This is a genomic window from Streptococcus sp. ST16, from assembly GCF_046098135.1.
In the GTDB taxonomy this organism is placed as follows: domain Bacteria; phylum Bacillota; class Bacilli; order Lactobacillales; family Streptococcaceae; genus Streptococcus.
In genome coordinates this window covers 57,517-80,714 of sequence record NZ_JBJUSE010000003.1, presented here as the reverse complement: position 1 = coordinate 80,714, position 23,198 = coordinate 57,517, and the positions used below count along the sequence as shown (strand labels likewise).

Sequence of the window (23,198 nt, the reverse complement as noted above, 5' to 3'; positions counted from 1 at the left end):
TCTTAAAATTTTCTATCTAAATAATTTTGCAAAATCAGCTGAGCAGCCAACTTATCAATAACTTTCTTGCGTTTGTTACGGCTGATATCTGCTTGTTCAATCAACATACGTTCCGCAGCGACCGTTGTCAAGCGTTCATCTTGATAGTCTACTGGTAAACCAAAGAGTTCTTCTAGCTTGGCACCATAGGCTTGACTGGCTTCTACTCGCGGACCGCTGGTATTGTTCATGTTCTTTGGTAAACCTACTACAAAGCGTTCTACCTTATAGCTGTCAACCAATTCCTTGATACGGTCAAAACCAAACTGGCCTTGATCCTCATTGATTTGGATGATTTCAAGTCCCTGAGCGGTGAAGCCTAGTGGGTCGCTAATAGCCACCCCTACTGTTTTTGAACCGACGTCCAATCCCATAATTCTCATAGATTATAGATCGACTCCTTGTCCTTTAAGGTAGTAGCGTACCAGTTCTTCAACAATTTCATCACGCTCATACTTACGGATTTGATTTCGTGCATTGTTATAACGAGGAACGTAGGCAGGGTCACCACTCAATACATAACCGACGATCTGGTTAATCGGATTGTAGCCCTTGTCATTCAAAGAAGCATAAACATCTGTCAACGTTTCGCTAATTTCTTTCTTATTGGAATCATCCAATTTAAACCGTACAGTTTCTTCAGTAAATCCCATTCTAACACCCTCTTTCCTTAGAATAGTACTATTATAGCACATTCCCTGACGTTCTACAAATAAGTCAGTCTATTAATTTGGATTTTCTATTGTTCTGTCGCCCCATTTGCCACTCTGTCTGCAATATATTGGCTAGGTTCGTTTTTTAAGAGATTTTCAAGACCGATATTTTTTAAATATTCGATCTGAGATGCCTTTTTGACATCCAGTACTTGAAAATCATAAGTCGTTGTAGTCTGGATTTCTGTCTCGCTGAGTAGCTTGGTTTCTAGTGTAAATCCTGCTAGTTTGCGTGCCTCTTGGATGGTCTCATCCTTCTCTTCAGCTTCTAGGAGCGCTTTTTGCGTCTCCTCTAGGCCGTTTTCAGAGATAAAATTCTTGAGTTCATCCCCGACAGGTCGTTTTTGCTGGATGGTCAAGGTCAAAAATTGATTGCCTTTATAGGTAATGGTCTGAATCTGCTGCGTTCCATTTTCTGACTTCGGCATCAACAGGGTCTTGGTGACAACCGTATTCTTTTCAGCATTGTCCAAAACGGGAAGGTTTGATTGGATGGGGTCAGATGCTGTTGTAGAAGCAGCAGGGGTTTCCTTTTTTTGCCCACATCCCGCAAGCAAAAAGAGGAGGGCAAAACTAGCAATTAGTAACTTTTTCATAATTCCTCACATGATTTTGAAATAAAAGAGAAAACAAGGCCAGGAATCACTCCCAGCCTTGATGTTTTATAGAGCTGCACGTAGACGTGCTTCTGCATTTTCTACATTACGGACAGAGCGTGGCAAGAAGGCACGGATATCATCTTCTTTATAGCCGACTTGCAGGCGCTTCTCGTCAACGAGAATCGGACTCTTTAAGATCCGTGGTGTTTCCATGATTAAGTTGAGCACTTCATTGACACTCAAATCCTCGATGTCAACTCCAAGTGCCTTAGCGTAGCGGTTTTTTGACGAAACGATACTGGCAATTCCATTATCTGTTTTCGTGAGAATATCTAATAACTCTTCTCTTGTAATTCCTTCTTTACCGAGATTTTGTTCTTTATAACTTAACTGGTGGGCATTGAGCCAGGTTTTCGCTTTTTTACAGCTAGTACAACTTGAGACTGTATAAATTTTGATCATGTACCTACCCCTTTCGCTACATGTTACTATCAGTTTAGTCTATTATACCATAAAAAGCATCCGACTTGCGACCTATTTTTAAAAAAATTTAACTTTTTTCGCAATTTTCGTACTTTTTTCTTGACAAATTTAATTTATAACCAACTTCTAAATTTTTTGATATAGATTCGTTTCACAATTGTAACACTTATCATATAAAGAATAATTATCAAAAGCAAAAAGAGGAAATAAATTGGTTTCAAAGGGGTTAAACGAAGGAGGTTAGCAATTGCAGAATAGGGAAGGAAGGTCACAAAACTAGCTGCTAGCAAGGTTGTCCCAAGAACCAACCATGACGGACGGCTTTGTAAGAAAGGGAGTTTTGCTGAACGAAGCATATGGATGACCATGGTTTGGGACCACATGGATTCAATGAACCAACCTGTCTGGAACAGGATGATAAAGCCCGTTGCAAACTCTGCCCCGTGAACATAAGCATGACCTGTCGTCATTGGGACAATGACAAAATAGAGCAAGATAAAGGTCAAAATATCAAAGGCAGAAGAAATCGGACCCATCCAAATCATAAAGCGAGTAATGGACTTGGCTTCCCACTTATGAGGATGCTTCAAAAAGTCTTCATCCACATTATCAAATGGCAAGGCAATGCAAGAAAGGTCATAGACTAGGTTTAACACAATCAAGTGAATCGGAGCCATAGGGAGGAAAGGTAAAAAGATACCAGACACTAAGAGTGACAGAATATTCCCGAAATTAGAGCTGACCGTCATCTTGATATATTTGGTCATATTGGCATAGACTTTGCGTCCTTCAACCAGCCCTTTTTCAAGCACCATCAAATCCTTATCTAGCAAAATGACATCAGCTGTCTCTTTGGCAATATCTACTGCTGTATCAACAGAAATCCCCACATCTGCCACTTTCATAGAAGGGGCATCATTGATTCCATCTCCCATATAGCCAACACAATGTCCATTAGATTTAATTTGTAAAATGATTCGTGCTTTTTGATCCGGAGAGAGTTTGGCAAAGACAGTCACATGTTCGACTGCTTGGGCCAACTCTTCGTCCGTCATGGCGTCAATATCAGACCCCAACAAGATTTGATTAACATCTAAACCAACTTTTTCGCATACTGCTTGGGTTACCTTCTCATTATCCCCAGTCAAGATCTTGGTTTGAACACCATACTCTAATAAAGCTTGGATAGCAGGGGCTGCAGATGGTTTTGGTGGATCTAGGAAGGCAAGATATCCTGTTAGAATCATCTCCTTTTCATCTTCAACGGAGTAAGCAAAACCTTCCTTTAAGCCTGTTTTATAGGCGACTCCCAAGACTCGTAAGCCCTGTTGATTGAGTTGGTCCACTTCTTTTAAGATTTCCACTCGGATATCATCCGTCAAAGGACTAATCTGACCTTGATATTCCACATGGGTTGAAATCGCAAGCATTTCCTCTAGGGCACCCTTGGTTACCAAACTAACAACTTCCTTCTCATCCTTGACGATGACACTCATCCGTCTGCGTTCAAAATCAAAGGGCAATTCATCTATTTTTTGAAAGGTTTGATCTAGATTTTGCAAGAGTGCGTGTTCTTTGGCTTCTTTTTCCGTACGTTTAATGATCGCTCTGTCCATTAAATTTTTCAAACCAGTTTGAAAATAGGAATTGAGATAGGCACGTCTCAACACAGACAAATCCAAATCTCCATGTATATCCAAAGGATATTCAAGGACAATTTCGTCTTGGGTGAGGGTTCCAGTTTTATCCGTACACAGGATATCAATAGCACCTAGATCTTGTATGGCATTGAGTTTTTTGATGACGACTTTTTCCTTTGCCATGATAATGGAGCCTTTTGCTAGACTGGCCGTGATGATCATGGGTAGCATCTCAGGTGTAAGCCCGACACCTACGCTCAAGGCAAATACGCCAGCTTCTAACCAATCTCCATCTGTCAAGCCATTGGAAAGAAACACGATAGGAACCATGACTAACATCAAACGGATTAAGAGCCAAGAGATACTGTTCATATCCCGTTCGAAAGAGGTGGGCTCGTCATAAGTATTGAGAGTCTGCTCTATTTCCCCCATCATAGTGTCATCACCGACCGCTAGAATCAAAGCCTTGGCGCTTCCTGATATCACATTAGTTCCCATGAAGGCGAGCGCTTCTGCTTCTAGCAGACTATCAAAATTTGACTGACTCATTTTTGGCAAAGCCAATTTTTCAACTGAATCACTTTCGCCCGTCAAACCAGACTGTTGAACAAAGAAATCACGTGATTCAATTAAAAGGAGGTCTGCTGGAATCATATCTCCAGCACTCAACTTGACCATATCTCCAACGACTAAATCCTCAATCGCGACCTCTAAACTCTGGCCTTCGCGGATAACTGTGGCTGTGTTCACAATCATTTTTGAAAGATTGGTCGCAGCTTTGTCACTCCGCAATTCTTGGACAAAGCGTATGCCACCAGAGATTAGAACGAGAACGACGATGATGATAGAGGTCGTCGGATCTTCTTGTCCAGGCTTCGCCAACCAGACGTTGGTCACCATGGAGATCATAGCGATGACAAGAAGGATGATTGTAAATGGATTGATAATAGATTCGTAAATTTTTTTGAGGATACTGTCTTCCTGACCCTTGGTGATGGTGTTTTCACCATATAAATCACGATTCTTTTCTATCTGTTCCTCAGTTAAGCCTGTTAGACTTGTCTTGTAAAAAGATAGAGTTTCGTTTAAAGGTGTATGGATAGCTGCTGCTAATCTTTCTTTTGTAGTTTTCATTGGTTTCTCCTATCTGTATGAATGATGTGTTTCATACACAGAGACCAATCACTTTATAAGGGCAGAACGACACAAATCAGCGATTGGCTGTGTATGTGCGGTTCTGGGTGGTCGTCAATTTGCATCATCTGTCTCCTTTCCCTGTTCTAAGACAGTAGAAAATCCTGCCATAAAATGGCAGGATTAAAAAACTAATTATCTGTTTTTCGTTCAAGCTTTAACTCCATAGGGCAATGAAATGAGCTTAGTCTTGGCCTTCGCGACCAGGACTGTTAACCAACGAGTAGTGTCTCCACTGCTTTGCGGTAGTCATCCGTATCCCTATGGTAGCCTCACCTACCGTTTTCGTCTATCAGTATAAACCTTTAAAATATAAAAGTCAACGATTTATCTCATTTTTTAGATAACAATCAATTCTTTTGGAGCAAGTGTCAATAACTCACAACCGTTATCTGTAATCAGGATATCATCTTCAATACGGACCCCGTATTTACCTTCAATATAGATACCCGGTTCATCAGTCAAGACCATACCAGATTTAATGGCTTCTTTGGAAGTTTGGCTAAAGTAGGGTTCTTCGTGGATGTCCAGTCCGATACCGTGTCCGATACCATGTGTAAAGTATTCTCCATAGCCTGCTTCCACAATGATATCACGAGGGATTTTGTCAAAGTCACGGAAACCTAGACCTGCCTTAGCTTGGTCAATCAGAGCTTGGTTGGCTTTCAGAACCGTATTGTAAATCTCTGCTTGCTCGTCACTGACATGGCCTAGATAGATGGTACGTGTCATATCGCTGACGTAGTGGTCGTAGAGACATCCGAAGTCCATGGTAATGGCTTCTCCCAGCTCTACGGGTTTGTGCATTGGATGGGCATGGGGTTTGGAAGAGTTGATGCCACTTGCTAGAATCGTGTCAAAGGATAAGCCAAATGCTCCTAGCTCCCGCATACGGAAGTCAAGGAAATTGGCAATCTCAATCTCGGTCTTTCCAGGTTTGATAAAGTCAAGCGCATCGCGGAAAGCTTGGTCTGAGATAGAACAAGCCTTGCGAATAGTCGCAATCTCCTTTTCATCCTTAATCATTCGAAGTGCTTCAACAAACTGAGTCTGAGGAAGCAAGTCAAGCCCTTCAAAGGCTGCCTGCATACGGTGGTAATAAGAGACCGAAATCTCGTCCTCAAAACCGATACGAGACAAGCCCATATCCTTAACAATGCCTGCAATAACAGCCAACTCATCGCGGTCAGCCACAATCTCAAAACCTGTTACTTCTTGCTTAGCTGCAATGATATAGCGAGAGTCTGTCACCAAGACCTGACGGTCACGGCTGATGAAGACTGTTCCATTTGAGCCCCAAAATCCTGTCAAATAGTAGACATTTTTAAGGTTGTTGATAATGATTCCATCCAGTTCTTTTTCTTGCATTTTAGTTAGAAATGCTTGCACACGTTTATTCATGATGTAACTTTCCTTTCAAATAATGTCCTGTGTAGCTGGCTTCATTGGCCGCTACTTCTTCTGGCGTTCCTGTTGCGATGATGGTTCCACCACCGACACCGCCTTCAGGTCCTAAGTCAATAATATGGTCTGCTGTCTTGATAACATCTAGATTGTGCTCGATGACGAGGACTGTATTCCCATCGTCGACAAAGCGAGCCAAGACTTTAAGCAAGCGAGCGATGTCCTCAGTATGAAGTCCTGTCGTCGGCTCATCCAGAATGTAGAAAGATTTTCCTGTCGAGCGTTTGTGGAGTTCACTGGCCAGCTTCATGCGCTGGGCTTCTCCACCCGATAGGGTGGTTGCCGACTGTCCTAGGGTTACATAGCCCAACCCCACATCCTTGATGGTCTGAAGTTTACGATGAATTTTAGGAATGTGTCGGAAAAATTCCACCGCATCATTGACCGTCATGTCTAGAACTTGTGAGATATTCTTCTCTTTATAATGAACTTCTAAGGTTTCACTATTGTAGCGAGTCCCGTGGCAGACTTCACAAGCCACATAAACATCTGGCAAGAAGTGCATCTCAATCTTGATAATCCCATCACCTGAGCAGGCTTCACAACGGCCACCCTTGACGTTGAAACTGAAACGGCCCTTCTTGTAGCCTCGAATCTTGGCCTCGTTTGTATGGGCAAAGAGGTCACGTATGTCATCAAAAACTCCCGTATAGGTAGCAGGGTTGGACCTCGGCGTCCGTCCGATTGGACTCTGGTCAATATCAATCAGGCGATCGACATGCTCAATCCCTGCAATGGTCTTAAACTTACCAGGCTTGTCTGAATTGCGGTTGAGCTTCTGGGCAATGGCTTTTTTGAGGATGCTGTTGATTAAGGTCGATTTCCCTGAACCTGATATCCCCGTCACTGCGATGAATTTTCCTAATGGGAAACGAGCCGTGATATTTTGCAAGTTGTTCTCACGCGCTCCTGTCACTTCGATAAAGCGACCATTCCCAGCACGGCGCTCTGCTGGTACTGGAATGGCACGTTTTCCTGACAAGTACTGGCCTGTGATAGACTTGCTGTTGCGAGCCACCTGTTTGGGCGTTCCTGCAGCGACAATCTCCCCACCAAAAACACCGGCACCGGGACCAACGTCAATCAGATAATCAGCCTCACGCATGGTATCTTCGTCATGTTCCACCACGATGAGAGTATTTCCCAAATCACGCATCTTTTTCAGACTGGCAATCAGGCGGTCATTGTCTCTCTGGTGGAGCCCGATTGACGGCTCATCCAGAATATAAAGGACGCCAGATAGGTTGGAACCAATCTGGGTTGCCAAACGAATACGCTGACTCTCCCCACCTGAAAGGGTTCCTGCTGAACGAGATAGGGTCAGATAATTAAGACCCACGTTATTGAGGAAGGTCAAACGGTCCTTAATTTCCTTGAGAATGGGACGAGCAATGATGGCTTCATTTTCTGACAAGGTCAGCTGGCTCACTAATTCCAAGTGGTCTGCGATAGACAGGTCCGATATTTCTCCGATATGGGGACCTTGCTCGCCACCCACACGAACAGACAAGGCCTGATCATTGAGACGATAGCCGTGACAAGTGCCGCAGGTCAGTTCATTCATATAGAGACGCATCTGGGTGCGAGTATAGTCACTATTAGTCTCGTGATAACGACGTTTGATATTGCCAACCACCCCCTCAAAAGGAATGTCAATATCGCGCACACCGCCAAATTCATTTTCATAGTGGAAATGAAATTCCTTGCCATCCGAGCCGTAGAGAATCAAGTTCTTATCTTCTTCTGACAAGTCCTCAAAGGGCTTATCCATATCCACTCCAAAGGCCGTCATGGCCTGCTCTAGCATATTTGGATAGTAGTTAGATGAGATAGGATTCCAAGGTGCCAAAGCCCCCTCACGTAGCGTTTTGCTGGCATCTGGCACTACCAAGTCAGTATCCACCTCCAGCTTGATACCCAAACCGTCACACTCACTACAAGAACCAAAAGGCGCATTGAAAGAAAAAAGTCGTGGCTCTAACTCTGGAACAGTAAAGCCACAAACTGGACAGGCATAGTGCTCAGAGAATAGCAACTCAGAATCATCCATAGTGTCGATAATCACATAACCTTCTGCGATACGAAGGGCAGCCTCAATGGAATCAAAGAGACGGCTACGAATGCCCTCTTTGATGACAATACGGTCAACCACGACATCGATATTGTGTTGCTTGCTCTTGGACAGCTCTGGAACTTCGGTCACATCATAGACCTCCCCATCCACTCGGACGCGGACATAGCCATCTTTCTGAACCTTTTCAATGACACTCTTGTGTTGCCCTTTTTTCTTACGTATGACAGGAGCTAAAATTTGCAGACGTTGGCGTTCTGGCAATTCCAAGACCTTATCCACGATTTGCTCTACAGAAGAAGCCTTGATAGCTCCGTGCCCGTTAATACAGTAAGGCGTCCCCACACGTGCGTAGAGGAGACGCAGATAATCATTGATTTCAGTCGTCGTTCCCACGGTCGAGCGTGGGTTTTTGCTAGTCGTTTTTTGGTCGATGGAAATAGCTGGGCTGAGACCGTCAATAGAATCTACATCTGGTTTTTCCATGTTACCCAAGAACTGACGAGCGTAGGCTGACAAACTCTCTACATAGCGCCGTTGTCCCTCCGCATAGAGGGTATCGAAGGCTAGACTGGATTTCCCAGACCCTGACAAACCAGTCACAACAACCAGCTTGTCTCGCGGAATCTCCACATCAATATTTTTTAAGTTATGGGCACGTGCCCCATGAATCACAATTTTATCTTGCATCTTTGTTCTTTCTAGTCCATTATTGCTTTCCATTATACCAAAAAATGTGAAATTCTATTACCCAAAAAGCTGTTTTTGTAGTATAATAGTACGGTGCAAAAAATGAATCACTGAAATAGTAGGAAAGGATAGGGGATATGAAACAAGTTTTTCTCTCAACAACAACTGAATTTAAAGAGATCGACACGCTTGAACCGGGTACTTGGATCAACCTCGTCAATCCTACACAAAATGAATCATTGGAAATTGCTAATGCCTTTGACATTGATATTGCCGACCTTCGAGCACCACTCGATGCGGAAGAAATGTCCCGTATTACCATCGAAGACGAGTATACTTTGATCATCGTGGACGTCCCCATCACAGAGGAGAGAAACAATCGCACCTACTATGTAACGATTCCGCTGGGAATTATCATCACCGAGGAAACCATTATCACTACCTGCTTGGAATCCCTCCCAGTTCTCGATGTCTTCATCAACCGCAAGCTGCGTAACTTCTACACTTTCATGCGGTCACGCTTTATCTTTCAACTCCTTTATCGCAATGCTGAGCTTTACCTGACTGCCCTTCGTTCGATTGACCGTAAGAGTGAACAAATTGAAAGTCAACTTCACAAGTCCACTCGAAACGAAGAGCTGATCGAGCTCATGGAATTGGAAAAGACCATCGTCTATTTCAAGGCCTCACTTAAGACGAACGAGCGCGTGATTAAGAAATTGACCAGCGCAACCAGCAATATCAAGAAATACCTAGAAGACGAAGACCTGCTCGAAGATACCCTGATTGAAACCCAACAGGCCATCGAGATGGCAGATATCTATGGAAACGTCCTTCACTCTATGACAGAGACCTTTGCCTCTATCATTTCCAACAACCAGAACAACATCATGAAAACCCTGGCTCTCGTGACCATTGTCATGTCTATCCCAACCATGATCTTCTCAGCCTACGGGATGAACTTTAAAGATAATGAAATCCCTCTAAACGGTGAACCACACGCCTTCTGGTTAATCGTCTTTATCGCCTTTGCTATGAGTGTCTCGCTCACTCTCTATCTCATCCATAAAAAATGGTTCTAAGAGGAATCCCTATGTCTCAGATTGATTTACAAAAACTAACCAAAAAAAACCAAGAATTTATCCACATCGCTACCCAACAATTCATCAAAGATGGTAAAACAGACGCTGAAATCAAGGCTATCTTTGAGGAAATCATTCCTAAAATCCTTGAAGAACAAGCCAAAGGAACGACTGCTCGTTCCCTCTACGGGGCTCCAACCCACTGGGCTCACAGCTTCACTGTCAAGGAGCAATATGAAAAAGAGCATCCAAAAGAAAATGACGATCCAAAACTCATGATTATGGACTCAGCCCTTTTCATCACCAGCCTCTTTGCATTGATTAGCGCCCTGACTACCTTCTTCTCTACAGATCAAGCTATTGGCTATGGGTTGATTACCCTCTTGTTGGTTGGACTTGTAGGAGGACTTGCCTTCTACTTGATGTACTACTTTGTCTACCAGTATTATGGACCAGACACAGACCGTAGCCAACGTCCTCCATTCTGGAAATCAATCCTCGTCATCCTGGCCTCCATGGTCCTTTGGTTGGTTGTCTTCTTTGCAACAAGCTTCCTACCAGCCAGCCTCAATCCAGTCCTTGCTCCATTGCCTTTGGCTATCCTAGGAGCTGTCCTTCTCGCCCTTCGCTTCTATCTCAAGAAACGTTTCAACATCCGAAGCGCAAGTGCGGGACCATCCCGTTATTAAGAAAAGTGAAAAGCTATGGCATATAGTCAATTCTTAGCTCAGCAGATTCAAAAAATTCTAGCACTCAAACTTCCTCCCCAAATTTTCGAAGAAGAGTTAGAAGAAAAGAAACTGTTTGGTGGCCCGGCCTTTATGATTCGTGGGAAAATGGTCCTTACAGTCAGTTCCAGAAAAGACGAGCTGGTTATGGTGAGAATTGGCAAAGAAATGGAAAAGCAAGTTCTACCCCGAACAGGAGCTCATACTACATTGATGAGAGGGCGACCTTATCATGGCTATATAGACCTAGATATCGAAGGTCAAAAAGAACTTCCTTACTGGATTGATTTAGCCCTCTCCTATAATCAAGAGTTGACCAAGTAACTCATATCTAGCGAGATTAGAAAAACGAAAAGCAACTGCACAGGCGGTTGCTTTTCACTTGCTTTCTTGAGAGCCAATAGCACTTCTGACTCTAATTCTTGTTGTTTTCCCTCATCTTTTGTGATACAATAGCATCAATTTTTTCTAGGAGGATAATATATGACTTCTACTATTGGTATTATAAGTTTATCTAGTGGGACTATGGGTGAAGACTTTGTCAAGCACGAAGTGGACTTGGGTATTCAACGTCTCAAGGACCTCGGACTCAATCCTATCTTTTTACCTCATTCGCTAAAAGGCTTAGATTTTATAAAAGAACATCCTGAAGCGCGTGCAGAGGATTTGATGCAGGCCTTTTCGGACGATAGCATCGACATGATCCTATGCGCCATTGGTGGAAACGATACCTATCGCTTGCTACCTTATCTTTTTGAAAAGGACCAGCTCAAAAAGATTATCAAACCAAAGATTTTTCTCGGTTTCTCGGATACGACCATGAACCATCTTATGTTGCATAAACTAGGGATCAAGACTTTTTATGGGCAATCCTTTTTAGCAGACATTTGTGAATTGGACAAGGAGATGTTGCCCTATAGCCTCCACTACTTTAAAGAACTGATCGAAACAGGAAAAATCTCAGAAATCCGCCCTAGCGACGTTTGGTATGAGGAAAGAACTGACTTCAGTCCCAAAGCTTTGGGAACAGCTCGTGTCAGTCATGCAAATACTGGTTTTGACTTATTACAAGGAAATGCTCAGTTTGAGGGAGAAATCCTCGGTGGTTGTCTTGAGTCTCTCTATGATATTTTTGACAACTCTCTACACGCAGATAGCACAGACCTCTGCCAAAAATACAAACTTTTCCCTGACTTATCCGACTGGGAAGGAAAGATTCTATTGCTAGAAACAAGTCAAGAAAAGCCTGAACCTGATGATTTCAAAAAAATGTTGCAGGCTTTGAAAGAAACTGGGGTATTTGAGGTCATCAGTGGACTCTTGGTCGGAAAGCCAATGGATGAAACCTTCTATGACGACTATAAGGAAGCACTATTGGATATCATTAATAACAATATCCCGATTGTCTATAATCTAAATGTCGGCCACGCAACGCCAAGAGCCATTGTTCCCTTTGGCGTCCATGCTTATGTAGATGCACAGGAGCAAGTCATTCGCTTTGACTATAACAAAAAAAGCTGAGATAAATTTCTCAGCTTTTTCTCTTGTATAACTACTAAAACGTCACATATTACTGATGACTAAAATCATAAAAGAGAGACTGTTTCCTAGTATGTGAACTAGCAAGGGATAGTAAATATTTTCTTTTTCTTTTACATAAATAATTGAAAAAACTAACCCACCACCCAAATAACTAACTGCACTGATCCACTCTGATAAAGACAAGCTATGCATATGTGTCAGGGAAAAAACAAGGCCTACCAGAAAAATACTCAACCAACTTGACAGATATTTTCCTAACCAATGCAATAACACCTGACGAAAAAAGAGTTCTTCTACCGCAGGACCAACCACACAGGAAAAGAGCAGCAAAAGAAGGGGCTGACTGCGAAACGTATTTTGAATATTGGTCTCATTTTGCCCTACTCCACCCAATCCCAGTGTCTGCCGCAATAACCCTGATAGAAAAGCAAAGAAGAAGGTCATCAGAAAGAGAAGGAGCAAATATTTCAAAGCTCCTAACCAAAACTTTCTCGAGGACACTTTGATTTCATTCCACTTTTGGATCAACTCCGATTTAAACAAGAGACATCCATATAGAAAAATTCCTGTATAGGCTAGATAATTTGTAATCGAAGTCGACAACAGAAAATCAAATAGGTGAACACCGTCAAAAACAAAGAGAACAGTATAGAGAATCACAAAAATAAGGATTCCCTTATGTTTATTAGACATCATTTATCTCCCCTTCCACTCACAATCATTCTCGTGGTCATCAACTAGACCTGCTGCTTGTAAAAAAGACAAGACTGCGACTGGACCTGTGAACTTGAAACCTCGTTTTTTTAGATCTTTGGCTAATTTTTCAGATAAGGCTGTTTTAGCAGGTGCTAGGTGATAGTCAGAGACATCATTTATGATGGTTTGTCCATCGACAAAAGACCAGAGGTAGGTATCAAAAGAGCCATAGGTTTTCTGGACTTGTAAAAATGCTTGAGCATTGGCACGCGTAGCAAAAATCTTGGCTCTATTTCGAATGATGGTTGGATTGTCTAACAAGATCTCCAACTCCGCATCTGTCATCTCCGCAACACCTTGGACTTGGTAGTTGTGAAATACTTCTCGGAAAGCTTGGCGTTTGTTTAGTACCGTTTCCCAAGACAGACCAGCCTGATAAGTCTCCATACAGAGCAGTTCAAAAAGAGCGCGGTCGTCATGAAGGGGCTTGCCCCACTCCTGGTCGTGGTAGTCGATGTAGAGCGGATTGGTCATCTTGACCCACGAACAACGTTTTGGCATACTCTTCTCCTATTTTACCAACATTTTAAGGGCCGACTTGATATAGTTCTCAGCTGTATCCGTCGTTCCTTCAAAGAATTTCTTGATTTTCTTGAGCTCGGTTGCCTTGTAGCCCAGTGCCAACATGGCTTCCATAGCCTCTTCCAATTCTTGGTTTTCAGCGCTGGCTTGCACTGAGACCTTGGCAGGAAGATCATCACTAGCCACGACTACCTTACCTTCCAAGTCCAGCACCATCTGCTGGGCTGTTTTCTTGCCAATTTTAGGAAATTTGGTCAAGTAGGTGATGTTTTTGGTTTCGATGGCTTGAACCAAGCCAGCATTGTCATCGGCAGCGATAATAGCCAAAGCTGATACAGGACCAATCCCAGATACCGAAATTAGACTGAGAAAGAGTTTCTTCTCATCTTCTGAACGAAAACCATAAAGCAGATGGGCATCCTCACGGACAACTTGGTGCACATAAATCTGAGTTTCTTGGTTAACCTGACCTGAGTAGGCATAAGGATTGGCTACATGCAAGATATAGCCGATACCATTTGCCTCAAGGACGATGTATTTAGCAGTGATTTTGGTAATGATTCCTTTTAGATATTCGTACATGATTTTTTCTCCCTTATTTTGCCTATCTAGTATACCATATTTCCTAAAGACAGACTGCAACAAAAGGTGCAACCTCTGGTTGACAAATAGTACAGGAGATTGTATTCTCATTATAAGTAAAAATTGTTAGGATAGAAGTAGAAAAAGGAGGATAGAATGATGAAACTCGCAGAAAAACTATTTGAGCTCAGAAAGGAAAAAGGTTGGTCCCAGAAAAAGCTAGCAGAACAAATCAATGTTTCTCGGCAAAGCATCTCCAAGTGGGAGTCTGGTCAAGTTCTTCCAGAAATCGAAAAAATCATTGAATTAAGCAAGATTTTTCAAGTGACAACTGATTATCTACTACTAGATGAAAACTCTGAAAAAGCTTCCACAGCAGTGATCTTGGAAGAAGGCAAGGACAAATACTATAAAGAAGTTAAGTCTTTTAGTATCTGGCAAGTGATTTATGTTTTCGTATTGGCTCTAGCTATCTATCTCTTTTTAGCTGGTTCTAGTTTCCCAGCCGAATTCACCGCCTGGATTTGGCTGACCTTCGTTCTCTTGATTGCTTCAGCTATTGCTATCAACAAAACTCTCAAAACCAAACAACGTTATCTTGATAAAGTGATTGGTCTTGAGAATCCTTCAAACCAAGACGACTCTGCGAAACTTTGAGTCAATTGAATCATATTTCTCAGCACTTTTATAGGACTGGTCTTGTCAAATAAGTGTAAACCTCGTGTCAAGTTGCCCATGTCTATTCAAAATTCCCACCATAGAAAAGCTAAAAAGCCTTGTTCAAAAGGAACAAAGGCTTTTTGTGTTCTTAATATTTCCCCAACTCACGGAGACTGGTATGATTCTCCTGAATGCGTCGGAACATCTTTTCCATGTCTGACTTGGTGAAATGCACCAAAACGGGACGTCCATGAGGACAGTTATATGGATTGTCACACTGAGAAAGCTGATAAAGGAGCTGTCTGGCTGAGTGGTCATCGATACGATGGTTGGCCTTGATAGACCGCTTGCAGGACATCATGATAGCCAACTCTGCTCGGTATTTCTTGATCGAAACTTTCTTGGTCAAGAGCAGCATATCACACATTTCATAGATACCAGACTCAATCTCTTCCTCTGCCATCCAAATAGGATGTTCACGTAGGATAAATTGATTTTCTCCGTACTCTGATAGAAAGACGCCCACTTCCTCTAAGAGAGGCATTCTTTCCCTGAGACGAAGGGCATCATCTGCTGGGAATTCAAAGATGTAGGGCACCAGGAGTTGTTGCTGGCTCTGGTCAACATTACCTATGCTTTCACGGTATTCCTCATACTTGACCCGTTCCTGGGCTGCATGTTGGTCTATGATGTAGAGGCCATCTCGCCCTTGGGCAAAGAGATAAGTCCCGTGCATTTGTCCGAAAAACTCCAATTCTGGGAAGCTGGATGCTTCTTCTCGCTCCAGCTTGTCATAAGCCTTATCGAGGCTAGCAAGATCTAACTCTGGGTGGTCTAGTTGGTCATAGCTGACAGGCTTTCTCTCTGCAAAATGCAGTTTTGCTGGCTTGGTCAGCTGGTCCAAGGTTTCCTTGGCAAATAAGGTCAAATCTTTCCCTTCCTCAGTTAATTCAACCCGATGATCAGCCACCTCAGCTTGACAAGGTCTTGAGAGTTCTGTTTTTTCATAGTAGAGCGTATTTTCTTTGAGTGGGAGAATGGTCTGCTCTACCTTTTGACGATTGCGCACGGTCGACTTGGCAAGATTTTCTAAAGCATCAGGTATCAAGGCTTGTTCCTTGAGACTGTTAGAAATAGCCTCTGAAAGCAGCGTCATCAGTTCTTTTTCCTTAGAAATTCGCACTTCTTGCTTGGTCGGATGCACATTGACATCCGCTAGATAAGGGTCAATATGGATATGAATAACAGCCAGTGGAAAGCGTCCCACCATGAGCTTGCTGCCATAACCGTCAAGAATAGCACGGTTGAGTAAAAAGTTCTTGATATAACGGCCATTGATGAAGAGGCTGATATAGTTGCGATTAGCCCGAGTCAACTCCGGCAAGGACACAAAACCTGTAATTTCAAAATCTAGATCCGAATTCTCAATTTCAATCATCTTTTTCGCACTAGCCAAACCGTAAATTCCTGCAATGGCTTGACGCAGTTGACCAGTTCCAGCTGTTCGTGTCATTTCCTTGCCATCACTAATCAAGCTAAAAGAAATCTCAGGATGAGCCAAGCCCAGACGGTTGACAATATCAATGATATGAGACAACTCCGCTTGCTGGCTCTTCATATACTTGAGACGTGCAGGTGTGTTGAAAAAGAGGTCCTCCACACAAACTTTGGTCCCCACAGGACTAGTCGCTGGTATGACTTCCTCAACTTCACCCCCACGCGCAACGAGCTTGGTCCCATGACTCGCACCATCCACCGCCGTCAACAAAGTCAAGACACTGACAGAAGCGATAGAAGGCAGGGCTTCACCACGAAAACCAAGCGTCCGAATCCGAAAGAGGTCTGCTTGATTTTTTATCTTACTGGTCGCATGGCGACGCAAGGCCAACTCCACCTCATCGTGAGCAATTCCATGACCATTATCGGTGATTTGAATCTTCTTAAGACCGGCTTCCTCAATCTCAATGATAATCTGACTAGAGCCTGCGTCAATGGCGTTTTCTACCAACTCTTTAACCACACTGGCAGGACGTTCAATGACCTCTCCTGCCGCGATCTGGTTTGCCAGCACCTCTGGCAATTCAATAATATGAGACACCTTTCAGCCCCTTTCTGTATCTATTTTCCTAGAAATCCATTAGTGCTATTATACCATATTTCAGATGTTACCAGAAAAAGGAAAGACCACATAGACTCCAAATCTCTCCACATAAGCAAAAGCTCTTGCCAGAGGTCGTAAAATAGTGGTATACTCAATAAAAATCAAAGAGCAAACTAGAAAGCTAGGCGCAGACAGTACTTTAGTACGGCAAGACGACGCTGACGCAGTTTGAATTTGATTTTTGAAGAGTATTGATTAAGGTGTACAAGAAGTGAGATTAACCTTGTATAACTGAAAAGGAGGGAAATTTATGAAAGTAGAACTACAGATTAAGGAGACTTACGAGGAGGAAAAGCTGATTGTCCAAACTCCTCAGCCGACCAAAAAAGTCCAAAAAGTCATCGAGTTCGCTGAAAATCTTGACCAAAAAGAAACAATCAAAGGAAAGATTGATGATCAGGTCTATCTAGTTAAGATTTGTAAGATACAACGCTTCTATATCGAGAATCGCAAGGTTCTAGCAGAAACTGCATCTCAGACCTACAGCATTGATTTGCGACTCTATCAGGTTCTTGACATTCTGCCGACCACTTTTATCCAAATTTCCCAATCTGAAATCGTCAATATCGACTCCATCTCTCATCTCAGGCTCACGCCCAACGGTCTGGTTGAAATTTTCTTAAAAAACGAAAGCTTCACCTACTCTTCACGCCGTTACCTAAAAACCATCAAGGAGAAATTAGAACTATGAAAAAACAAATCTTCCACGACGCAGCCGCTGGTGTACTTATCGGCCTCATCCTCTCTATCCTCTTTTCACTCATGTATGCCCCAAATACCTATGCCCCACTGAGCCCTGAGTCTCTCATCGGCCAAGCGATGGTTCAACATCAGGTTCACGGTGCCCTGGTCTTACTCTACTGCACGATTATCTGGTCAGCTATCGGCGTTCTCTTTAGCTTTGGCAGTCGCTTATTCAGCCGTGACTGGAGCTTGCTCCGTGCCACACTTTCCCATTTCTTCCTCATGCTGGCTGGCTTTGTTCCACTAGCAACTCTGGCTGGTTGGTTCCCCTTCCACTGGACCTTCTATCTCCAACTCATTCCAGAGTTTGCGATTGTCTACCTCATCATCTGGACTATTCTCTATAAAAGGGAAGCTAAAAAAGTAGACCACATCAATCAACTCTTGGCCCATAAAAAGTAATAGAGAAAAACCCACTCACAAATACATGAGTGGGCCCCTTTTTATAATTTTTGTTTTAACTCGACTAAGACATTCATAGCCTGCATAGGTGTCATATTGTAAACATCCAGTTTAGCTAATTCTGCTAGGATAGGATGTTCTTCAGGCGTATCAAAGAGTGAAATCTGTTCCGTGACAGCACTTGTTTGTCTTATTGGAGCTGGGCTTTCTTGTCCCTGACTCTCCAGTTGCGTTAAAATCTTATCCGCTCTTGCTAAAAGTTCGGCTGGTAAGCCAGCAATCTTAGCAACATGGATACCGTAGGATTTGTCAGCTGGTCCTGGTTCGATCTTATGAAGGAAGGTAACCTGCCCATCCTGCTCCAAGGTTGCCACATGAACATTGACCAAGTGTTCCAAGCTAGACTCCAGACTGGTCAACTCATGGTAGTGGGTCGCAAAGAGGGTTTTGGCTCCGATATGTTCATGAATGTATTCGATGATGGACTGGGCAAGAGCCATCCCATCATAAGTCGCAGTTCCCCGTCCCAATTCATCAAAGAGAATGAGAGAGTTCTTGGTCGCATGCGAAATGGCATTGTTAGCCTCCATCATCTCCACCATGAAGGTTGATTGACCTGAAACCAAGTCATCTGCTGCTCCGATACGGGTAAAGATAGCATCGAAAATAGGCAAATGGGCGCTCTCAGCAGGAACATAAGAGCCCAGCTGGGCCATCACCGCCGTCATGGCTAGTTGGCGCATATAGGTGGACTTCCCGCTCATGTTAGGTCCCGTAATCAGTTGAATGCTGGTGTCTTCTGCCATCTGGATGCTGTTTGGAATATAGGTCTGCGCTCCCATAACCTTTTCGACGACAGCATGGCGACCTTTCTGGATATCGATTTGTGAGCCGTCACCGAACTCAGGTCGAATCAAATGCTGGGTTTCAGCCACAACTGCTAGACTTTGCAAGACATCAACTGTCGCAATTCCTTGGGCTAGAGCCTGCAAGCGCTGGATATACTTGCTGACTTCCTCTCGGATACGCATAAAGATTTCGTACTCTAGGTTGGCTGACTTTTCACGCGCCTCCAACATATCTCCCTCGATACGAGCTAATTCCTCAGTCCCAAAGCGTTCCGAGTTTTTCAGTGTCGCCTTGCGGAAAAAGTGGGCTGGCACATTTCCCAGTTGCGAATTGGTCACATGGAAATAGTAGCCATCCTTTTTATTGTAGTCAATCTTGAGCGTGCTGATACCAGAGTTTTCTCTCTCCTTAGCCTCAATCTCAGCAATCCAGCTAGTTCCTTCTCTGAGAACTCGACGGTACTTGTCCAAGGTCTCATCAAATCCAGTTCGGATAATTCCCCCCTCTGTAATCACATGAGGAGCTTCAGGAGCAACGGCTGCGCTAATCAAGCTCTCCAACTCAGGGATTCCATCCAGTTGTTCGATAAGGTAAGCCAGAGCAGGCTGTTCCATTCCCTCTAAAATCGCTCGAATCCGTGGCACACTTGATAAGGTGGTCGCCAACTGCAAGAGATCCTTGGGATTGGTTTTTCCAAAAGAAACCCGACTAGCCAAGCGTTCGATATCATAAACACCTTTGAGACTGTCCGTTAAATCACTGCGCTCAAAGAAATGATCAAGAAAGACCTGCACCACCTCTTGACGTTGGATGATTCGTTCCTTATCAAGCAAGGGACGATGAATCCAAGACCGCAAGAGCCGCATACCCATAGCCGTTTTGGTTTCATCCAAAAGCCAGAAAAGACTGCCCTGCTTCTTGCCTGAACGGGCATTCTCAACTAAATCCAAACTAGCCTTGGTCGCATAGTCCATCTGCAAGAAATCTTTGATTTCATAGCGGATAACAGGTTTGAGGTGGTTCAATTCCCGCATCTGGGTCCGGTGAACATACTGGAGTAGCTTACTAGCTGTCGCTTGCTCCACAGCTGCCAGTCGTGAATCCAGTAAATGGATGTCCTCAAAACCTTCTTTCTCATAGGAAAGAACCAGATTCATCTGACGGCTGAGGATTTGTTCTTCTTCCTCAGACAAGTCATAACCCAGCACCACTTCTCGAGCCTTGAGATTGCGAATTTCCCCACAAACCAACGTGAAATCCAATAAACCTGTCACATAAAAGTCACCTGTCACTAGATCCATATAAGCCAAGCCAAATTGATTGCCATCACGATCTAAGGCAACCAAGAAATTATTCTGACTATCCGGCTTAGTGCTATCGACGACCGTTCCAGGTGTGATGACCTGGACCACCTCTCGCTTGACAACACCGACTGCTTGTTTGGGATCTTCCATCTGTTCGGCTATGGCAACTTTGTATCCCTGCTCAACCAGAACATCGATATACTGTTGGGCAGAATGATAGGGGACGCCCGCCATGGGTATCGGATTTTCTGCATTTTTATTCCGACTTGTTAAGGAAATTTCTAAAATCTGTGCTGCATTGATTGCATCTTCATAGAACAACTCGTAAAAATCACCCATCCGAAAAAGCAAAAAAGCATCTGGGTATTGTTTTTTAATATCCACATACTGTTGCATGCCGGGTGATAGCTTTTCTGTTGCCATTTTCCGTCTCTCCTTGCTAAAAATAAGTCTTGAGAGCAACTCCCAAGACCTTATTTATCTTTCATCAAATCTAGCAAACGATCTTCCATCAGCTTGGCAACGTGCTGGTCTCGACAAATAACCAATAAGGTATTAGCACCAGCAACCGTTCCTAAAATCCATTCATCCTTGTTTGCATCTACAATGTTTGCTAAGACTGCAGCTTCCCCAAGTTTGGTATGAAGTACCAAGGTGAACTCTGCTCTTGCAACTCCTTCTAAATGATGAGACAAAAACTCAACTAAATCAATCTTATCTGTCTCATTTGCTAGTACATAATACACCATATCATTTTTCTTAACCTTGGTCAAGCCGATTTCACGCAAATCACGCGACAAAGTCGTTTGTGTCACATAAACATTACGAGCTTCTAAACGATCTTGAATCTCTTTTTGTGTCCCAAGTTTTTCTTCGGTGATCATCTTTTTAATCAATTGATGCCGTTCTCTTTTTCTCATGTTATCCTCTTAAGTGAATATTTATAACAAATTTTACATTTATTTTATGACTATATTATACCAAAAAAAATAGATAATTCAAAAAAATTCTTTTCTTTCTCAAAAAATGTAGTAAATTGTGTTAAAATAGTAAAAAAGCCCAAAAGGAGCCCTTATGAATACAAAAGAATTGATTGCTAGCGAGTTGGCTAGCGTCATTGATAGCCTGGATCAAGAGGCTATTTTAAATTTACTGGAAACACCTAAAAACTCAGAAATGGGAGACATCGCCTTCCCTGCCTTTTCTCTAGCAAAGGTCGAGCGTAAAGCTCCGCAAATGATTGCTGCCGATATTGCTGCAAAAATCAACAGCCAAGCCTTTGAAAAAGTAGTGGCAACGGGTCCTTACGTAAACTTCTTCCTTGATAAATCTGCTATTTCGGCTCAAGTATTGCAAGCTGTTATCACTGAAAAAGAGCACTATGCCGACCAAACCATTGGCAATCAAGAAAATGTCGTTATCGACATGTCTAGTCCTAACATCGCTAAACCATTCTCTATTGGTCACCTTCGTTCAACGGTTATTGGGGATAGCTTATCACATATCTTCCAAAAGATTGGTTATCAAACTGTCAAGGTCAACCATCTTGGAGACTGGGGAAAACAGTTTGGAATGTTGATTGTTGCCTACAAGAAATGGGGAAGCGAGGAAGCTGTTAAAGCTCATCCAATCGATGAACTTCTTAAACTCTACGTTCGCATCAATGCTGAAGCTGAAAAGGACCCTAGCTTGGATGCAGAAGCACGCGAATGGTTCCGCAAACTGGAAAATGGAGATGAGGAAGCTCTCGCTCTCTGGCAATGGTTCCGTGATGAAAGTTTGGTGGAATTTAACCGCCTTTACAATGAATTGCAAGTCGAATTTGACAGCTACAACGGAGAAGCCTTCTACAATGATAAGATGGATGCTGTTGTAAACATTCTTGCCGAAAAAGGACTTCTTGTTGAGTCAGAAGGAGCCCAAGTTGTCAATCTTGAGAAATATGGAATTGAACATCCAGCCCTTATCAAGAAATCTGATGGTGCAACTCTCTACATCACTCGTGACTTGGCTGCAGCTCTTTACCGTAAAAACGAATACCAATTTGCAAAGTCTATCTACGTTGTTGGCCAAGAACAATCTGCCCACTTTAAACAACTCAAGGCAGTATTACAAGAGATGGGCTACGATTGGAGCCAAGACATTGTCCATGTTCCGTTTGGATTGGTAACAAAAGAAGGGAAAAAACTCTCTACTCGTAAAGGAAATGTCATCTTGCTAGAACCGACTATTGCAGAGGCTGTTAGTCGTGCCAAAGCCCAAATCGAAGCGAAAAATCCTGAGTTAGAAAATAAAGATCAAGTTGCCCATGCTGTTGGAGTTGGGGCTATCAAGTTCTATGATCTTAAGACCGACCGTACAAATGGATATGACTTCGACCTTGAAGCAATGGTATCCTTTGAAGGTGAAACTGGACCTTACGTTCAATATGCTTACGCTCGTATCCAATCTATCTTGCGCAAAGCCGATTTCAAACCAGAAACAGCCGGCAACTACAGCCTGAATGATGCTGAAAGCTGGGAAATCATTAAACTACTTCAGGACTTCCCACGTATTATCAGCCGTGCAGCAGATAACTTTGAACCTTCTATCATTGCGAAATTTGCGATTGGTCTGGCTCAAGCCTTCAACAAGTACTATGCACATACACGTATCTTGGATGAAAGTCCAGAACGCGACAGCCGTCTAGCCCTCAGCTACGCAACCTCAGTCGTTCTCAAAGAAGCTCTTCGTTTGCTCGGAGTAGAAGCACCAGAGAAGATGTGATTCAGTACTAACAATTGGAACTAAAGTTCCTAATTGTTAGACGCTAGCCGCTTATATGCGGACTAGCTAACTGCTTCACTAGTCAGGGGCCCCTAAATATAATCGATTTAGAGACCCTGACGTCGTAACTACGGTAATTTGGCTAGGCGCTTCACTAATTCACCGAACCAAATAATTTCGATTTATTTCAAGATATGTCGTAATCTT

General features: G+C 43.1%; 21 protein-coding genes and 1 riboswitch. Of the genes, 8 read left to right on the top strand and 13 right to left on the bottom strand.

Annotated features, from left to right (window positions below):
* Positions 1-2: 2 nt before the first annotated feature.
* The 7 genes from ruvX to uvrA all read right to left on the bottom strand — a co-directional run bounded on the left by ruvX (position 3) and on the right by uvrA (position 8,893).
* The gene (gene ruvX / locus ACIY14_RS03160; protein ID WP_002876031.1) at positions 3-422 is read right to left on the bottom strand and encodes a Holliday junction resolvase RuvX; all 420 of its coding nucleotides are present in this window, start codon (positions 420-422) and stop codon (positions 3-5) included.
* A gap of 3 nt (positions 423-425) precedes the next feature.
* Positions 426-692, bottom strand: coding sequence for an IreB family regulatory phosphoprotein (locus ACIY14_RS03155; RefSeq protein WP_000507059.1), 267 nt, complete (start codon positions 690-692; stop codon positions 426-428).
* Between the two features lie 86 nt (positions 693-778).
* The gene (locus ACIY14_RS03150; RefSeq protein WP_409001501.1) at positions 779-1,348 is read right to left on the bottom strand and encodes an SP0191 family lipoprotein; all 570 of its coding nucleotides are present in this window, start codon (positions 1,346-1,348) and stop codon (positions 779-781) included.
* Positions 1,349-1,414: 66 nt separating this feature from the next.
* Positions 1,415-1,813: a transcriptional regulator Spx gene (spx, locus tag ACIY14_RS03145; RefSeq protein WP_000591165.1), complete on the bottom strand. Its 399-nt coding sequence runs from the start codon at positions 1,811-1,813 to the stop codon at positions 1,415-1,417.
* A 134-nt stretch (positions 1,814-1,947) separates the two neighbouring features.
* On the bottom strand, positions 1,948-4,608 hold the full coding sequence (gene mgtA / locus ACIY14_RS03140) for a magnesium-translocating P-type ATPase (RefSeq protein WP_409001500.1): 2,661 nt from the start codon (positions 4,606-4,608) through the stop codon (positions 1,948-1,950).
* Between the two features lie 195 nt (positions 4,609-4,803).
* Positions 4,804-4,954, bottom strand: a riboswitch (M-box (ykoK) riboswitch).
* Between the two features lie 53 nt (positions 4,955-5,007).
* A complete protein-coding gene (locus ACIY14_RS03135) occupies positions 5,008-6,069 on the bottom strand; it encodes a M24 family metallopeptidase (RefSeq protein ID WP_409001499.1) in 1,062 nt (353 codons plus the stop codon).
* Positions 6,062-8,893: an excinuclease ABC subunit UvrA gene (gene uvrA / locus ACIY14_RS03130; RefSeq protein WP_409001498.1), complete on the bottom strand. Its 2,832-nt coding sequence runs from the start codon at positions 8,891-8,893 to the stop codon at positions 6,062-6,064. Before uvrA ends, ACIY14_RS03135 begins: the two co-directional genes overlap by 8 nt.
* Positions 8,894-9,030: 137 nt before the next feature.
* On the opposite strand from uvrA, the gene ACIY14_RS03125 reads away from it, so the two are divergent.
* From ACIY14_RS03125 to ACIY14_RS03110, 4 genes are all read left to right on the top strand, one after another.
* Positions 9,031-9,975, top strand: a complete 945-nt coding sequence (locus ACIY14_RS03125) for a magnesium transporter CorA family protein (RefSeq protein ID WP_033585835.1) — start codon at positions 9,031-9,033, stop codon at positions 9,973-9,975.
* Between the two features lie 11 nt (positions 9,976-9,986).
* Entirely contained in the window at positions 9,987-10,664 is a 678-nt protein-coding gene (locus ACIY14_RS03120; RefSeq protein ID WP_007518952.1) for a DUF1129 domain-containing protein, read from the top strand.
* 15 nt (positions 10,665-10,679) lie between these two features.
* A complete protein-coding gene (locus ACIY14_RS03115; protein ID WP_409001497.1) occupies positions 10,680-11,027 on the top strand; it encodes a hypothetical protein in 348 nt (115 codons plus the stop codon).
* Between the two features lie 159 nt (positions 11,028-11,186).
* On the top strand, positions 11,187-12,224 hold the full coding sequence (locus ACIY14_RS03110; RefSeq protein ID WP_409001496.1) for a S66 peptidase family protein: 1,038 nt from the start codon (positions 11,187-11,189) through the stop codon (positions 12,222-12,224).
* A gap of 42 nt (positions 12,225-12,266) precedes the next feature.
* Here ACIY14_RS03110 and ACIY14_RS03105 read toward each other — a convergent pair whose 3' ends face one another.
* Genes ACIY14_RS03105 through ruvA form a run of 3 tightly spaced genes read right to left on the bottom strand, consistent with a single transcriptional unit; the run spans position 12,267 to position 14,105 of the window.
* On the bottom strand, positions 12,267-12,941 hold the full coding sequence (locus tag ACIY14_RS03105) for a lysostaphin resistance A-like protein (RefSeq protein WP_409001495.1): 675 nt from the start codon (positions 12,939-12,941) through the stop codon (positions 12,267-12,269).
* The gene (locus ACIY14_RS03100) at positions 12,942-13,502 is read right to left on the bottom strand and encodes a DNA-3-methyladenine glycosylase I (protein ID WP_409001494.1); all 561 of its coding nucleotides are present in this window, start codon (positions 13,500-13,502) and stop codon (positions 12,942-12,944) included. It abuts the gene before it with no gap.
* Between the two features lie 9 nt (positions 13,503-13,511).
* The gene (gene ruvA / locus ACIY14_RS03095; protein WP_409001493.1) at positions 13,512-14,105 is read right to left on the bottom strand and encodes a Holliday junction branch migration protein RuvA; all 594 of its coding nucleotides are present in this window, start codon (positions 14,103-14,105) and stop codon (positions 13,512-13,514) included.
* Positions 14,106-14,264: 159 nt separating this feature from the next.
* Between ruvA and ACIY14_RS03090 the strand changes: the two genes are divergently transcribed.
* Entirely contained in the window at positions 14,265-14,762 is a 498-nt protein-coding gene (locus ACIY14_RS03090) for a helix-turn-helix domain-containing protein (protein WP_409001574.1), read from the top strand.
* Between the two features lie 151 nt (positions 14,763-14,913).
* Here ACIY14_RS03090 and mutL read toward each other — a convergent pair whose 3' ends face one another.
* Complete coding sequence (gene mutL / locus ACIY14_RS03085; protein WP_409001492.1) at positions 14,914-16,863, bottom strand: DNA mismatch repair endonuclease MutL; 1,950 nt, start codon at positions 16,861-16,863, stop codon at positions 14,914-14,916.
* Positions 16,864-17,176: 313 nt separating this feature from the next.
* Here mutL and ACIY14_RS03080 point away from each other — a divergent pair, with 313 nt between their 5' ends.
* Both ACIY14_RS03080 and ACIY14_RS03075 read left to right on the top strand, forming a co-directional pair.
* Complete coding sequence (locus ACIY14_RS03080; protein ID WP_409001491.1) at positions 17,177-17,617, top strand: LytTR family DNA-binding domain-containing protein; 441 nt, start codon at positions 17,177-17,179, stop codon at positions 17,615-17,617.
* The gene (locus ACIY14_RS03075) at positions 17,614-18,072 is read left to right on the top strand and encodes a DUF3021 domain-containing protein (protein WP_409001490.1); all 459 of its coding nucleotides are present in this window, start codon (positions 17,614-17,616) and stop codon (positions 18,070-18,072) included. Before ACIY14_RS03080 ends, ACIY14_RS03075 begins: the two co-directional genes overlap by 4 nt.
* Before the next feature lie 41 nt (positions 18,073-18,113).
* On the opposite strand, the gene mutS is transcribed toward ACIY14_RS03075, so the two are convergent.
* Together mutS and argR are read right to left on the bottom strand one after the other, a co-directional pair.
* Positions 18,114-20,648: a DNA mismatch repair protein MutS gene (gene mutS, locus ACIY14_RS03070; RefSeq protein WP_409001489.1), complete on the bottom strand. Its 2,535-nt coding sequence runs from the start codon at positions 20,646-20,648 to the stop codon at positions 18,114-18,116.
* A gap of 50 nt (positions 20,649-20,698) precedes the next feature.
* Positions 20,699-21,145: an arginine repressor gene (gene argR / locus ACIY14_RS03065; RefSeq protein ID WP_001231483.1), complete on the bottom strand. Its 447-nt coding sequence runs from the start codon at positions 21,143-21,145 to the stop codon at positions 20,699-20,701.
* A gap of 154 nt (positions 21,146-21,299) precedes the next feature.
* On the opposite strand from argR, the gene argS reads away from it, so the two are divergent.
* Positions 21,300-22,991, top strand: a complete 1,692-nt coding sequence (argS, locus tag ACIY14_RS03060; protein WP_409001488.1) for an arginine--tRNA ligase — start codon at positions 21,300-21,302, stop codon at positions 22,989-22,991.
* Positions 22,992-23,198: the final 207 nt, after the last annotated feature.

Coding starts and splice junctions, on each gene's coding strand:
- ruvX (WP_002876031.1), bottom strand. CDS start 422: ATGAGAATTATGGGATTGGACGTCGGTTCAAAAACAGTAGGGGTGGCT.
- ACIY14_RS03155 (WP_000507059.1), bottom strand. CDS start 692: ATGGGATTTACTGAAGAAACTGTACGGTTTAAATTGGATGATTCCAAT.
- ACIY14_RS03150 (WP_409001501.1), bottom strand. CDS start 1,348: ATGAAAAAGTTACTAATTGCTAGTTTTGCCCTCCTCTTTTTGCTTGCG.
- spx (WP_000591165.1), bottom strand. CDS start 1,813: ATGATCAAAATTTATACAGTCTCAAGTTGTACTAGCTGTAAAAAAGCG.
- mgtA (WP_409001500.1), bottom strand. CDS start 4,608: ATGAAAACTACAAAAGAAAGATTAGCAGCAGCTATCCATACACCTTTA.
- ACIY14_RS03135 (WP_409001499.1), bottom strand. CDS start 6,069: ATGAATAAACGTGTGCAAGCATTTCTAACTAAAATGCAAGAAAAAGAA.
- uvrA (WP_409001498.1), bottom strand. CDS start 8,893: ATGCAAGATAAAATTGTGATTCATGGGGCACGTGCCCATAACTTAAAA.
- ACIY14_RS03125 (WP_033585835.1), top strand. CDS start 9,031: ATGAAACAAGTTTTTCTCTCAACAACAACTGAATTTAAAGAGATCGAC.
- ACIY14_RS03120 (WP_007518952.1), top strand. CDS start 9,987: ATGTCTCAGATTGATTTACAAAAACTAACCAAAAAAAACCAAGAATTT.
- ACIY14_RS03115 (WP_409001497.1), top strand. CDS start 10,680: ATGGCATATAGTCAATTCTTAGCTCAGCAGATTCAAAAAATTCTAGCA.
- ACIY14_RS03110 (WP_409001496.1), top strand. CDS start 11,187: ATGACTTCTACTATTGGTATTATAAGTTTATCTAGTGGGACTATGGGT.
- ACIY14_RS03105 (WP_409001495.1), bottom strand. CDS start 12,941: ATGATGTCTAATAAACATAAGGGAATCCTTATTTTTGTGATTCTCTAT.
- ACIY14_RS03100 (WP_409001494.1), bottom strand. CDS start 13,502: ATGCCAAAACGTTGTTCGTGGGTCAAGATGACCAATCCGCTCTACATC.
- ruvA (WP_409001493.1), bottom strand. CDS start 14,105: ATGTACGAATATCTAAAAGGAATCATTACCAAAATCACTGCTAAATAC.
- ACIY14_RS03090 (WP_409001574.1), top strand. CDS start 14,265: ATGAAACTCGCAGAAAAACTATTTGAGCTCAGAAAGGAAAAAGGTTGG.
- ACIY14_RS03080 (WP_409001491.1), top strand. CDS start 17,177: ATGAAAGTAGAACTACAGATTAAGGAGACTTACGAGGAGGAAAAGCTG.
- ACIY14_RS03075 (WP_409001490.1), top strand. CDS start 17,614: ATGAAAAAACAAATCTTCCACGACGCAGCCGCTGGTGTACTTATCGGC.
- mutS (WP_409001489.1), bottom strand. CDS start 20,648: ATGGCAACAGAAAAGCTATCACCCGGCATGCAACAGTATGTGGATATT.
- argR (WP_001231483.1), bottom strand. CDS start 21,145: ATGAGAAAAAGAGAACGGCATCAATTGATTAAAAAGATGATCACCGAA.
- argS (WP_409001488.1), top strand. CDS start 21,300: ATGAATACAAAAGAATTGATTGCTAGCGAGTTGGCTAGCGTCATTGAT.